We start from the raw sequence: 13,886 nt of genomic DNA on the forward strand, positions 1-13,886 counted from the left end.
CTTCAGCCCGCCGCGCCCGCCAGCGCCTCCAGGACCGGGGCGATCAGCGGGTGGGCCTCGGCGCCCCGGCGGACCGCGGCGAAGACCCGGCGGGTGGGGGCGGTTCCGCGTACCGGGCGGACCACGACGCCGGTCAGGGGCATGCCGCGCAGGGCGGTGCGCGGCACCAGGGCCACTCCCGCGGCCGCGCCGGCGAGGGCGACGACGGCGTGGAAGTCGTCCGACGAGTGTTCGAGGTTCGGCGCGAATCCGGCGTACTCGCAGGCCAGGACCACCACGTCGTGGCAGGGGTTGCCGGGGTAGGGCCCGATCCAGGCGTCCTTGGCCAGCTCGGCGACGGCCACCTGCTCCTGGCCGGCCAGCCGGTGGCCCACCGGAAGCACCGCGTCGAACGGCTCCGAGTAGAGGGGGACGCGCGTGAGCCGGCGGTCGTCCTCGCCGGGGGCGCCCCGGTACTCGACGGCGACGGCCACATCGACCTGGCGGTCCAGGACCATGGGGACGCTCGCGTCGCCCTCGGCGTCCTGGACGCGGACCTTGATCCCGGGGGCGGTCCGGCTCAGCGCGGCGATGGCCGGGGCGAGCACGAGGCCGATGCCGGTGGCGAACGCGGCGACCGTGACCGTACCGGCCTCGCCCGAGCCGTACGCGGCGAGCTCGGCCTCCGCCCGTTCCAGCTGGGCCAGGACCGCGTTGGTGTGGGTGAGCAGGATCTCACCGGCCGGGGTGAGTCGGGCGCCCCGGGAGCCGCGTTCGACCAGCCGGTGGCCGGTCTCCTGCTCCAGGGCGGCGAGCTGCTGGGAGACGGCGGACGGGGTCAGGTACAGGGCGGCGGCCGCGGCGGTCACCGTGCCGTGGTCCGCCACGGCGCGCAGGACGCGCAGCCGCCGGGCATCGATCATGCGCCCTATTGTCCCAGGTCGTGGGGGAACGTGGTCCCGGGTCGCGGGGGCGCCCTGACCGCCCCCGCGACCGTCCGGGACCGCCCTCAGCCCTCCAGCGCGGCGCGCGCCGCGACGAACGCGTCCACCGCGCGGTTGACGTCCTCCGTGGAGTGCGCCGCGGAGAGCTGGACGCGGATGCGGGCCGCGCCCTGGGGGACGACCGGGTACGAGAACCCGATCACGTACACACCGCGCTCCAGGAGGAGCTCCGCCATCCGGCCTGCCTTCGCCGCGTCCCCGATCATGACGGGGGCGATGGCGTGGTCGCCGGGCAGGATGTCGAAGCCCTCCTCGGTCATCCGGGTGCGGAAGAGCGCGGTGTTGGCGTTGAGCCGCTCGCGCAGGTCGCCGGCGGACTCCAGGAGGTCGATGACCTTGAGCGAGGCGGCGGCGATGACCGGGGCGAGCGAGTTCGAGAAGAGGTACGGGCGCGAGCGCTGCCGCAGCAGGGCGACGATCTCGGCGCGGGCCGCGACGTAACCGCCGGACGCGCCGCCGAGGGCCTTGCCGAGGGTGCCGGTGATGATGTCGACGCGGTCCATGACGTCGTGCAGCTCCGGCGTACCGCGGCCGCCCGCGCCGACGAAGCCGACGGCGTGCGAGTCGTCCACCATGACCATGGCGTCGTAGCGCTCGGCCAGGTCGCAGATCTCGCGCAGCGGGGCGACGTAGCCGTCCATGGAGAAGACGCCGTCGGTGACGATCAGCCGGCGCCGGGCGCCGGACGCCTCCTTGAGCTGCGTCTCCAGGTCGGCCATGTCGCGGTTGGCGTAGCGGAACCGCTTGGCCTTGGAGAGGCGGATGCCGTCGATGATCGAGGCGTGGTTGAGGGCGTCGGAGATGACCGCGTCCTCGGCGCCCAGGATCGTCTCGAACACGCCGCCGTTGGCGTCGAAGCAGGAGGAGTAGAGGATCGTGTCCTCCTGGCCCAGGAAGGAGGAGAGCCGCTGCTCCAGCTCCTTGTGGACCTCCTGGGTGCCGCAGATGAAGCGGACCGAGGCCATGCCGTAGCCCCAGCGGTCCAGCGCCTCGTGCGCGGCGGCGATCACCTCGGGGTGGTCGGCGAGGCCCAGGTAGTTGTTGGCGCAGAAGTTGAGCACCTCGCCGGGGCGGCCCCCGGCGGTGACGGCCACGGTCGCGGACTGCGGAGTGCCGATGACGCGCTCGGGCTTGTGCAGCCCGGCCGCCTCGATCTCTTCGAGGGTGGTACGCAGGTCGTCGCGTACGGAGTCGAACATGCCGGTTCCTTAAGGGTCGGGACTGGTACGGACAGGGCTCAGGCGGTCCAGTCGAGGATGACCTTGCCGCCGCGCCCGCTCGCCGCGTCGTCGAAGGCCGCCTCGAAGTCGCGGTAGCCGTACCGGCCGGTGATGACGGGGGCGAGGTCGAGGCCGCCCTCCAGCAGGACGGACATGGCGTACCAGGTCTCGTACATCTCGCGGCCGTAGATGCCCTTGACGGTGATCATCGAGGTGACGATCCGGGCCCAGTCGACGGCGAACTCCTCGGCGGGGAGCCCGAGCATGGCGATCCGGCCGCCGTGCGTCATGTTCGCGATCATGTCGCGCATCGCCTCGGGGCGGCCGGACATCTCCAGGCCGATGTCGAAGCCCTCGCGCAGGCCCAGTTCCTTCTGGCCGTCGGCGATGGTCGCGTCGGCGACGTTGAGCGCCAGGCTGACGCCGACCTTGCGGGCCAGTTCGAGGCGGGCCTCGCTGACGTCGGTGATGACGACGTTGCGGGCGCCGGCGTGCTTGGCGACGGCGGCGGCCATGATGCCGATCGGGCCGGCGCCGGTGATCAGGACGTCCTCGCCGACCAGCGGGAAGGACAGCGCGGTGTGCACGGCGTTGCCGAACGGGTCGAAGATCGCGGCGACGTCGAGGTCGACCGGGACCCGGTGCACCCACACGTTGGACGCGGGCAGCGCGACGTACTCCGCGAAGGCGCCGTCGCGGCCGACGCCCAGGCCCAGCGTGGAGCGGCAGAGGTGGCGGCGGCCGGCCAGGCAGTTGCGGCACTTGCCGCAGACGAGGTGGCCCTCGCCGCTGACCAGGTCGCCGACGGCGATGTCGACCACGTCCGCGCCGATCGCGGCGACCTCGCCGACGAACTCGTGACCGAGGACGAGCGGGGTGCTGATGGCCTGCTGCGCCCAGCCGTCGTAGTTGCGGATGTGCAGGTCGGTCCCGCAGATGCCGGTGCGCAGGACCTTGATCAGCACGTCACCGGGGCCGGTCTCGGGCTCGGGGACGTCCATCAGCCAGAGTCCGGGCTCGGCCTTCTGCTTCACGAGTGCCTTCACGGCTGCGGCTCCTGTACGACGTTGAGCTCCCCGGGCCGGGGGCATGCCTGAGGAAGCCTGCGGCCCGGGGAAGGATGAGGGACGGCTCGGCAGCGCGCTCGCACCGGCTGCCGCGCACCATCCTCCGCCGTCACGGAGAAATCTGCCGTACCCCGCGCCCCGGGTCCATCGAGGTTTTCTTAAGCGGGACCGCAGCTCCGCTTCACACCGCGCGGGGCGGCTTCTCGGGCCGCGCCGGGCGAGAACCCCTGGACGTTGTCATGCACAGGTCTTGACCACTGGGCTCGGGGCTCCCTAGCGTTCCGTCATCAGACGTCTGTTGTCTATACCACGGAGTCGTTCCATGACCGGAAGACGCACTCTGCTCCTCTCAGCGCTGGCACTGCCGCTGGCCTCCCTCCTGACCACGGCTCCCGGAGCCGAGGCCGCACCCCGACCCGTCGCCGCCGCCGCGCAGTCCTTCTACGTCGACTGCGGGGCCTCCGCGCAGGGGGACGGCAGCGCGGCGGCCCCCTGGAACACGCTGGCACCGGTGAACGCGCGCACCTTCCAGCCGGGCGACCGCATCCTGCTCAGACGCGGCTCCACCTGCACCGGCCAGCAGCTCTTCCCGAAGGGCTCGGGAACGGCCGGCGCACCCGTCGTGGTCGACGCGTACGGCACGGGCGCCAAGCCCGCGCTGGCCGGTGCCGGACAGGTCACCGATGTCGTACGGCTCGCGGACCAGCAGTACTGGGAGATCCGCAACCTCGACATCTCCAACAAGGGCGCGACGGCGGCCACCCGGCGCGGCGTCCACGTCACCCGCACGGACTCGGGCACCGGGACCTACTACCGGATCTCGGGCCTGGACATCCACGACGTGAACGGGAACCAGACCAAGAAGGACGACGACGCCAGCGCCGGCATCTTCTTCGAGGTGCTGGGGAACACCACCCCCACCCGGTTCGACGACGTCGCCCTCACGGACAACACCGTGCACGCGGTCGACCGCTACGGCATCCACTTCTGGACCCGCTGGATGCAACGCCCCGAGCTCAACAACGCCAACTGCGGTACGGCCTGCGGGGCATGGACGCCGCAGACCCGGGTCGTGATCCGCGGGAACACCGTGTCGGACATCGGCGGCGACGCGATCGTGCCCCACCACACCGAGGGGGCGCTGGTCGAGTACAACACCGTGGACGGGTTCCGCGAGCGCGAGCCCGCGCACTGCGCGGCCGGCATCTGGGGCTGGAACACGCAGGACGCCGTGTACCAGTTCAACGAGGTGAGCGGCGGCAGGAGCCAGTGCGACGGGCAGGGGCTGGACATCGACGAGGCCAACATCGGCACGATCTACCAGTACAACTACAGCCATGACAACGAGGGCGGCTTCATCCTCCTCTGCAACGGCTCCGGCTCGACGACCGACGGCAACGTCGTCCGCTACAACATCAGCCAGAACGACGGCGGCCAGCTGTTCGACATGGTCTGCGCGAAGACGACCGGCACGCTGATCCACAACAACACCTTCTACCTCGCCGACCCCGTCCAGATCATCAACAACGCCAACGGCTCGGCGGCGGCGAACGCCACGTTCACGAACAACATCTTCCACGTCGCGACGGACGCGGCGAGCTACGTGAACGCGGGCGGCCTCGGCTTCGACTCGAACGTCTTCTACGGCAACCACCCGGCCGGTGAGCCCGCCGACGCCCACAAGGTGACGGCCGACCCGCGGCTCGTCGCACCCGGCTCGGCGACCTCCCGCACGGACACCGGCGGCTACCGGCTCCAGGCGGGCTCGTCCGCCCTCGCCAACGGGGCGGTCGTCCCGGACGCGGGCGGGCGCGACTACTTCGGCAACCCCGTAGCCGCGGGCTGCGCGCCCGACCGGGGCGCCCACCAGTCGTCCACCGGGTGCGTCCGGCCGACGGGCCCGCAGCCCGGGACCAACCGGATCTCCGCGGGCAGCCAGGCGATCGACGTACCGGCCCACTCCAAGGCCACGGGCACGCAACTGGTCGGCTGGCTCTGGAACGGCGGGGCCAACCAGAAGTGGGACGTGGCGGCCAACGCCGACGGCACGTACACCCTGAAGAACCTGGAGAGCGGCCTGTGCGCCGACGTGGACGCCAACTCCACGCAGGCGGGGGCCGCGGTCATCCAGTGGACGTGCACCGGCGCGGACAACCAGCGCTGGACGGCAACCCCGGTGGCAGGCGGCCACCGGCTGGCCGGGAAGCGCAGCGGGCTGCTGCTCACCGCCGCCTCGACCACCAACGGGGCCCCGCTCACCCAGCAGCCGGCCTCGGCCTCCGCGATCCAGACCTGGACGTTCACGCCCACACCCTGACGGGGACGTGCGCGCCGGGCGGGCCGCCCGGCGCGCACGGCACCCGGGCGGCTCAGTCGCGCGGCCAGGGCCGTCCGTCGAGGCGTTCGATGTCGCGGTTGAGCCGGGCCAGGTCGTCCGCGAAGCGGGCGGCCTCCTCCGGGGTCCAGTCGGCGAGAACCCGTTGCAGACCCTCGCGGTTCTCGGCCCGGTCCTTGTCGAGGCGGCGTTCGCCCTCGTCCGTGATGACGAACTTGCGCGCGATCCCGCCGTCCGGGTCGGCGATGCGGTCGACCACCCCGGCCCGGAGCATCGCGGCGGTCTGCCGGTTCAGCGTCGAGGTGTCGAGGCCGAAGGCGTCGTGCAGCTGGCCGATCGACATCGGACCCTGGGCCCGGATGCGGCTGAGGAGGATGTACGCGCTCCGGTCGAGCCGCCCGCCGCCGCGCGAGGTGAGCAGGCTCATGTGCCGGCCGAGCAGCATCGTCTCGAACTCGATCCGGTCCACAGGCATGTCCACGCAAGGCTCCCTACGACTGCGGTACGCCTCCCCCACCGGGACGGCGACCTCTCTGTACACATATACCACGGAATGTGTGCATGATGCACGCACTGTGCATGATGCACAACCGCAGCCCGAATGCGCCATCGGCCGGAGAGGTTTGAACGGCGGCTGCCACTCGAACCGGTTGTCCTGCCCGCCCGGGGGCCACACAATCCGCTTCGCCGGGGCCCGTTCACGCACCCGGCCGTAGACTCGCCGGATGGCGAAGTATTTCGACGTACACCCCGAAAATCCCCAGCAGCGCACCATCACCAACGTGGCCGAAAGCATCCGCTCGGGGGCACTCGTCGCGTATCCGACGGACTCCTGCTACGCACTCGGGTGTCAGCTCGGCAGCCGGGACGGCCTGTCCCGCATCCGGGCGATCCGCAACCTCGACGACCGCCACCACTTCACGCTGATGTGCCAGAACTTCGCCCAGCTCGGGCAGTTCGTGCACATCGACAACGACGTGTTCCGTACGGTCAAGGCGTCGACGCCCGGCCAGTACACGTTCATTCTGCCCGCCACGAAGGAGGTGCCGCGCCAGCTGCTGCACCCCAAGAAGAAGACCGTCGGCGTCCGCATCCCGGACCACCCGGTCGTCCAGGCCCTGCTGGCGGAGCTGGGCGAACCGCTGCTCTCCAGCACGCTGCTCCTGCCCGACGAGGCCGAACCCCTCACCCAGGGCTGGGAGATCAAGGAGCGCCTGGACCACGAGGTGGACATCGTCATCGACTCCGGCGACTGCGGGACGGAGCCCACGACGGTCATCGACTTCTCCGGCGGCGAACTGGAGATCGTGCGCAAGGGGGCCGGCGACACGTCGCGGTTCGAGTAGCCGGACACGTGCGGGGGCGGCACGCGTGTGCGTGCCGCCCCCGCCCCGGGTGCCGGGCTCAGTTGAGGGTCAGGAAGGTGCCCGCCCCATTGCCGTACTCGATCCAGGCGCTGGACCGGGCGTCCGCCGGGACGCCGGACCAGGCGGCGGTCAGATCGGTCGGCTCGCCGGGGGTGACGCGGGCCCGGTCGGGCGTGACCGTGACCTTGCCGGTGACGGGGCTGTCGGCGGTGATGTGGTTCACCTGATACGTGTACGGGGTGACGGTCTCGTCGTCGGCCCCGATCGCGATCACGGCCACGAAGATGGCGTCGGCCGTGGGCTGCGGCACGGTGACGGTGAACGCTCCGTCGCTGCCGGCGTCGGCGAACTGGGCGTCCTGGAGGACTCCGCCGACCTTCCTGCCCCAGACGACGCCGGTGAGTGTGTCCTCCGCCGCCTCGTAGCGGACCGTGATCTGCGACGCCTTGGTGCCGGAGGGGATCTCGGCGTCGTAGTAGATCTCCTGCGTCCCGGTCAGGGTGCCCTCGGTGACGGGCGAGGAGACCGGTCCGTAGGCGGTGGCCGTCAGGGTGCCGACGGCCGGGGTGACGGAGAACGAGGTCGAACCGCTGGAGCCGGAGCCCTTGATCTCGGCGGGGGCGCGGACGGTCTGCGGGGTGACGACGATCGGGCTGCGGACGGTGCTGCGCCCGGAGGTCCAGGTGAGGGACCCGGTGTCGACGCGTCCCGCGGGCGCCGTGGTCACGTCCAGGGTGACGGTGAAGGTGCGCTTCTGGCCCGGGTGGCTGAAGTGCAGTACGGACGGGCTCACCGTGGCCTTGATGCCGGGGAGGTCCACCCGGGCGCGGTAGGTGCCGGCCTCGGTCGCGGTGACGGTGCGCGTGACGGTCTGCTTGCCGAAGAGGTCACCGATGGCTATGGACGGGTAGTTGAGGTCGCTCGGGTCGATGGCCTCGACGCCGGTTCCGGTGTGCACGCCGGAACCCTCGAGGTAGGCGAGCCAGTCCCGCTCGCCCGAGTCGTAGACGAGTCCGGGTCGCAGCATGGCCCGTGCGTCCACCTCACCGGCGCCCTGCGCGAAGGCGTCGTCGCTGTTCTTGCCGTCCGCGGTCTTCGTCGGCGTGGCGGTGGTCATCATGGCCGACTTGATGCTCATCGGGGACCAGGTGGGGTGCTCCGAGAGGTAGAGCGCCGCCAGGCCGGCGATGTGCGGGGTGGCCATGGAGGTGCCGGAGTAGTAGTCGAAGTCGTGGCCGTTGTTGCCGACCGGGGACACGGCCGCGAGGATCGTGGCGCCGGGCGCGGTGATGTCGGGCTTGAGCAGGTCACCGTTGCCGGTGAGCGAGGGGCCGCGCGAGGAGAAGCCGGTCACCTGCGGGTAGACCTCCGAGGCGCCTCCCTGGGCGAGAGTGGCGGTGGCCCCCTCCGTGGCGGCGTAGGTGCGCACGGTGCTCGCGTCGGGGGTGTTGAGGTGCACCACCGGCAGGCTGTGCAGGTCGCCGTCCGTGCTCTGGTTGCTGGTGTTCACCAGGACGACGCCGATGCCGCCGGCCCGCTTCACCTCGTCGGACTTGTCGACGCGGGCGTTGACGCCCCGGTCGCAGACGACGATCTTCCCGGCCGTACGGGCGGGGTCGAGGGTGTCCGGCATGCAGTAGTCGGCGTCCTCGGCCGTGGCACCGGAGACCCGGACAGCGGAGGCCCGGACGAGCGGGGCGGGGCCGACCTGCCGGTGCACGGTGGTGCTGACGCCGGTGTAGCCCGCGCCGTTGCCGAGGGTGACCGTGCCGGTGTGCGACTCGATGGTGCCGGCGGCGACCGTGGTGGTCCAGGGCGCGGTGTTGTCGAGACTGGACGCCTCCGGGCCGGAGTTGCCCCCGGCGGTGGCGACGAAGACCCCGGCAGCGGCGGCGTTGCGGAGCGCGACCTGCGCCGGGTCGTCGTACGCGCTCTCGAACATGCCGCCGAGCGAGTAGTTGATGACGTCCACGCCGTCGGCGACGGCCTGGTCGATGGCGGCGACGAGGTCGCTGGTCAGGCCACCGTCCTTCTTGCCGTCCTTGCTCTGCCAGAGGGCCTTGTACACGGCGATGGTGGCCGCCGGGGCCACGCCGGAGACGGTGCCGAGGTCCTCGCCGCCGACCGTGGCACGGACGTTGGCGTTGCCGGCGGCGGTCGACGCGGTGTGGGTGCCGTGGCCCTGGCTGTCGCGCGGGGAGACGTATCCGGCCCGGTTCGACTCCGGGACGAGGCCGAGCCAGGCGTCGCCGAAGTAGCGGGCACTGATGACCTTCTCGTTGCAGGCGGCTGCGGTGAAGCTCTCGCCGGTCTGGCAGGTGCCCTTGAAGGTGGTGCCGTCGGCCTTGTTCATGACGGTGGTGGCGCCGTCGCGGTACGGACGGAAGCGGTCCTTCTTGCCCGGCTTCTTGGTGCTGAGGGGCGGGGCGTCGAAGGAGGCGCTCTCGGGCCAGATGCCCGTGTCGATATCGCCGACGACGATGCCCTTGCCCGCCTGGGCGGTCCCGCCGAGGGCGTTCCACAACCCCTTGCGGCCGGACAGGCCGAGGAAGTCGGTCGAGTTCTTGTCGTCGGTCGCGTGGTGGAGGCGGTCCGGGGCGATGTGGAGAACGCCCTTGGTGGCCGCCAGCCGGAGGAGCTGGCTTGCGTCCAGCCGGGCGCTGAAGGTGTTGGTGGTGACCGCGTAGTGCTGCCGGACGGTGGCGCCGACCTTCTTGGCGACACGGTTCTGCTGGTCCGTCAGGTGGCTGCGGTACCGCTTGGCCGCGGCCGAGGCGACGTCGAGCTTGCCGCCCTCGACGGGCTTGGTGGCGGCGAGACCGCCGACGCCGCCGTCGTAGGTGACGAGGGGCTGGTCGGCGAGAGTGACGAGGTAGTTTCCGGGGGCTGACGGGGCAGCCGGAGCGGTGGCGGTGGCGGGGGTGGCGAGGGGAAGGCTGAGAGCGGCGAGGCCGGTCGTGAGCAGACCGCCGATGACGGCTCGTCGGTTTCGGGACGCTCTTCGTGACAGGGGTGACACGGGCTCTCCTCACGGAACTCCGCGCATGCCGGAGGGGCGAGCGTGGGCGCTCGCCTACGGCGTGCGCCGGGGGCGGGAATCGATGAACCGCCTCTCACCTGGGACGACTGACAGGCGGTACGGAATGAGTGAACGCTGTGCGATCACCCGGTGTCCAGATAATCTGATGGCGTCTTTGGCGTGGTGACCAAACGCGCCACGGGCGGAGGGACCGGTCGGCCGGAATCGGCCGCAGGTGTCGGGGGGCGGCCCTCTCGTGCGCAAGGAGGACCGGCTGTGCTCGAAGCGGTGGGCGTGAGCGAGTTCGACGAGAACGTGTACCGGGCCCTGTTGTCGGGACCGCAGTGCGCGGTCCGCGACCTCGCGGAGAGCGCGGGGGCCGGAGTGGCCCGTACGGGACAGGCGTTGAAACGTCTGGCGAGCCTGGGCCTCGTGCGCCGGGTGGGACGGGGCCGGTGGGAAGCCGTGAGCCCTCGTTCCGCGCTCTCGGCCCTGCTGAACCTGCGCAGGTCGGAGACCGAGACGATGTTCGGCGAGGTGGAGGCGGCGCTGGCCGACCTGCATCGTCTGCACAGCGCGGGGCAGTTGAGGTCCCATCCGGAGGCCCTGGTGGAGGTGCTCTCGGACCGGAAGGCGATCAGCAGACGGGTCGAGGAGGTCAGCCGGTCCGTCACCAGCCATCTGTGGACGCTGGACAAGCCGCCGTACCTGGAGGCGGTGGGGCAGCCGCACTTCCACGAGCAGGAGAAGGCGTCCACCCGGGAGTTGCTGGAGCGCGGGGTGGACATCCGGGGTGTGTACTGCCTGGAGTCGATCGAGCCGCCGGGGCGGCTGGAGACGATCCTGAGTCTGGCGGCTCTCGGCGAGCAGTCGCGGCTGCTGCGCCATCTGCCGTTCAAGGCACGGATCGTGGACCGGAAGGTGGCGATGGTGCCCCTGACCGGGGGCAGCAAGGAGTCCATCGTGTTCGTCCACCCGTCGGGTCTGCTCGACGGACTGGTGGAGTTGTTCGAGGCGTACTGGGAACGCGCCGAGCCCCTGCTCTCCGAGCAGGTGGATGACGTGATGGAGGCCCCCAGCGAGGAGGAGCTGGTCCTCGTACGGCTGCTGCACGCCGGCTTCAAGGACCAGGCGATCGCCCGGCAGTTGGGGGTGAGCGTCCGCACGGCGACACGGCGGGTCGCGGCTCTGATGCAGAGACTGGACGCGGGTACGCGGTTCCAGGCGGGCGTACGGGCACGGGAGCGGGGCTGGGTGTGAGCCCGGCGTGGAGATGCCCGGCCTTCACCGCCTCGGGCGGCCCGGTCCTTGATAGCGTCGCCCCAGCGACTGCGGAGCACTCCCCGCCGGGGTCGCCGCTCTCTGCCGGGACGGCGCTGCCACCGCGAGGGCGGGTGCGGGTGGCAGGGGATCTTCAGGCAGGGACGAAGAGAGCCGACGCATGAGCCTCGCGCAGTTGCACTACACCTCGGCCGACGGGGACGGCGAGGACGGGCCGGCCGCCGCCCGGTTCACGTCGGTCGACCCCTCGATACCCGCGTCCGTGCTGACCGAGGCGGGACCGCTGCTGGCGTACGAGGCGCCGCGCGGGACACCGGACCGGCTCACGGACACCGCCCTGCGCGCCCTGCCCGAGGCGTACAGCTTCAGCCTGCTCTCCGACGGCAGCGGGCTGCTGGCCCGGACCGTCGCGGTGCGCTCCCCGCAGACCTCCGCCGTACGCTTCCACGCCCACGCGGTCCACCTGCCCCCCGGCACCCGGCTCCCCGGGGGCACGCTGCCGCTCACCGCCTGCCGGTCCGCCCGCTGGGCCGCCGCCACCCCCGGGCGCCCGCTGCCCGATCCGCTCGCCGCGCTGCCCGCCCCGGCCGGCCACGAGGCCCGCGAGCGCGAGGCGCTGAACGACTTCGCGGTCTCACGCGGCCCCTGGCTCGCCGGGGTGCTGTCCGACCTGCGCCGCCTGCACGGACCGGACGGCCCGGAGCGGGTCGTCCTGGCCGAGCGGCAGAGCGCGGACGTCGCCCGCTGGATCGCGCTGGCCGGGCTCGCCCTGCCGGACGGGCTCGCCGAGCAACTGACCTTCACCACCTACACCCGCCGCCCCGGCGAGGCGGCCGGGCGCGTGGTGGGGGTGCTGCCCGAGGACGCCGAGGAGCTGACGGACCCCGGGCTGCGCGTGCATCTGTGCACCGGTCCGCGCCCGGAGGGGCCGATCGGCGACACCTGGGCCGAGACGGCGGCCCGGATCTGGCGCGGCCGGGCGCCGGAGCTGTTCCGGGAGGCCGCCGCGCTGCCCGGGGAGCCGTTCGCGGCGGGCCCGCTGGCGGTGACGGCCCTGTGCGCCGGCATACCGCTCGGCACCGAGGAACGCGCGGCGGCCGCCGACTGGGCCGCCGAGCGGCCGTACGCCCTGGACGGGCCCCGGACCCACCGGCTGGTCGAGGCGCTGACCGCGCCCGGCACCGACGACCGCTCCGGGCCCGAATTCGACGCCGTCGGGCGGCTGTTCGCGGCGCTCGACGGCCGCTCGCCCGCGACGACCACCGCTCCGCTCGCCGCGATGCTGGTGACGGAGGCGGTGCGCGGCGGCAACGGCTCGCTGGAGCTGCCCGGCCGCACCGCCTTCAGCGGCCCGGAGGGCGCGGCCGTCGCCGGGGTGCTCGGTCCGGAGATCGAAACCGAGCTGAGCGGCGCGGGCGTCGGCCTGGACGTGGCGCGTACGGTGCAGCTGCTGCGGGTGGCCCGGCTGCTCGGGGTGGACTGCGCCGCCCTGCTGCCCTCCGTGGTCGACCGGCTCGCTCCCGCGCTGCTGACGGGCGGCGATGAGGGCGCCCCGGGCTGGGCGCCCGCGCTGCTCGAGCTGATGGACGAGCAGTTCGATGTGCGTACGGCCCTGCTCGGCGCCCTCGACCGGATCGCGCCGGACCATCCGGCCGGGGTCGCGCGGCTGCTGAGCCGGGTGCCGCTGCCGTTCACCGGCACGCAGGCGCTGCCGCATCTGCGGATGTGCGCCGGGGCGCCGGAGGCCAGGGCCGGCTGCGGCGACGACCGGGTCGCGACGCTCCAGCGAATCCTGCGGGCCGGCGGGGTCTCCCCGTTCGCGGAGCCGCTGGTGCTGCGGACCGCGGTGGGCCTGGTGTGGGACGAGGGGGCGCCGACGGCCGCCGAGGCCCGTCAGCTGCTGGAGGCGGCGACCTCGGACGCGCACCGGGCGGCCGGCACCTGGTCGGTCCTGGTGGCCGCCGCGCTCGCGGCCGGTGCCGATGACGGGGCGGCCCCGGAGCTGGCCCACGACCTGCTGCGCGGCTTCCCGCAGGAGACCGGGGGCCGGGTGCGCGCGGCGCTCCAGCTGCTCGCCTTCGCCGGCGAGGTGCGCTCGGGGGCGGCGGAGCCGGACTGGGCCGAGCGGGTGCGGGCGCTGCGCGCGGAGGCGGAGCCCGTGGAGCCGGGCGTGCTCGGGCAGGCGTGCGACGCGGTGGCCGGGCGGCTGCTGGCGCCGGAGCGGCCCGACGACGAGCTGTACGCCCTCGTGCGGAGCGGGGACGCGGACCTGGTCGCCGCCTACGCCCGGGCCGCGCGCGGTGACGGCGTCCGGGCCAGGCTGGCCGCCGACCCGGCCTACGCGGCCGACTGCTTCACCGTGTGGACGGCCCACCCGCACGCCGGTGCGGTGTGGACCGAGGCGGCCGCCGGGCTTCTCGACGAGGTGCTGCGGCCCGTGGTGCGGGGGCTGCCCGCCGACCGGGTCGCGGCCGTCGAGGACGCGGTCGGCCGCTCGGGCAGCAGCGGCCGGGCGGACGCCTTCCGCGACTGGAACCGCCGCGAGCGCGGCCCCCTGGGCCGCCTGGGCCGCCGCATCGCGGGGCGGGTGCGGCGGGCCTAGGAACTTTACGGA

At 72.8% G+C, this 13,886-nt stretch carries 9 protein-coding genes; 4 read left to right on the forward strand and 5 right to left on the reverse strand.

All coding sequences use genetic code 11. From position 1 onward, the window contains the following. Positions 1 to 2: 2 nt before the first annotated feature. The 3 genes from AB0L33_RS20145 to tdh all read right to left on the reverse strand — a co-directional run bounded on the left by AB0L33_RS20145 (position 3) and on the right by tdh (position 3,249). On the reverse strand, positions 3 to 902 hold the full coding sequence (locus tag AB0L33_RS20145) for a LysR substrate-binding domain-containing protein (RefSeq protein ID WP_365683217.1): 900 nt from the start codon (positions 900 to 902) through the stop codon (positions 3 to 5). Between the two features lie 86 nt (positions 903 to 988). After that, positions 989 to 2,182 (reverse strand): glycine C-acetyltransferase, encoded by a 1,194-nt coding sequence (locus tag AB0L33_RS20150; protein WP_365683219.1) that lies wholly within the window; start codon positions 2,180 to 2,182, stop codon positions 989 to 991. 38 nt (positions 2,183 to 2,220) lie between these two features. Further along, complete coding sequence (tdh, locus tag AB0L33_RS20155) at positions 2,221 to 3,249, reverse strand: L-threonine 3-dehydrogenase (protein WP_365683221.1); 1,029 nt, start codon at positions 3,247 to 3,249, stop codon at positions 2,221 to 2,223. A gap of 343 nt (positions 3,250 to 3,592) precedes the next feature. On the opposite strand from tdh, the gene AB0L33_RS20160 reads away from it, so the two are divergent. Beyond that, positions 3,593 to 5,587 carry an RICIN domain-containing protein gene (locus AB0L33_RS20160; RefSeq protein WP_365683223.1) on the forward strand — a complete coding sequence of 665 codons (1,995 nt, stop codon included), beginning with the start codon at positions 3,593 to 3,595 and terminating at the stop codon, positions 5,585 to 5,587. A gap of 52 nt (positions 5,588 to 5,639) precedes the next feature. Here the strand turns inward: AB0L33_RS20160 and AB0L33_RS20165 are convergent, their stop codons facing one another. Continuing rightward, positions 5,640 to 6,086: a MarR family transcriptional regulator gene (locus AB0L33_RS20165; RefSeq protein ID WP_018100673.1), complete on the reverse strand. Its 447-nt coding sequence runs from the start codon at positions 6,084 to 6,086 to the stop codon at positions 5,640 to 5,642. Between the two features lie 244 nt (positions 6,087 to 6,330). Between AB0L33_RS20165 and AB0L33_RS20170 the strand changes: the two genes are divergently transcribed. Next, a complete protein-coding gene (locus AB0L33_RS20170) occupies positions 6,331 to 6,951 on the forward strand; it encodes an L-threonylcarbamoyladenylate synthase (protein ID WP_365683225.1) in 621 nt (206 codons plus the stop codon). A 58-nt stretch (positions 6,952 to 7,009) separates the two neighbouring features. Here the strand turns inward: AB0L33_RS20170 and AB0L33_RS20175 are convergent, their stop codons facing one another. After that, a complete protein-coding gene (locus AB0L33_RS20175) occupies positions 7,010 to 9,991 on the reverse strand; it encodes a S8 family serine peptidase (RefSeq protein WP_365683227.1) in 2,982 nt (993 codons plus the stop codon). 276 nt (positions 9,992 to 10,267) lie between these two features. On the opposite strand from AB0L33_RS20175, the gene AB0L33_RS20180 reads away from it, so the two are divergent. After that, a complete protein-coding gene (locus tag AB0L33_RS20180; RefSeq protein WP_365683229.1) occupies positions 10,268 to 11,251 on the forward strand; it encodes a transcriptional regulator in 984 nt (327 codons plus the stop codon). 181 nt (positions 11,252 to 11,432) lie between these two features. Then, a complete protein-coding gene (locus tag AB0L33_RS20185) occupies positions 11,433 to 13,874 on the forward strand; it encodes a GTPase-associated protein 1-related protein (protein WP_365683231.1) in 2,442 nt (813 codons plus the stop codon). Positions 13,875 to 13,886: the final 12 nt, after the last annotated feature.

Source organism: Streptomyces sp. NPDC052299 (genome assembly GCF_040679335.1).
In the GTDB taxonomy this organism is placed as follows: domain Bacteria; phylum Actinomycetota; class Actinomycetes; order Streptomycetales; family Streptomycetaceae; genus Streptomyces.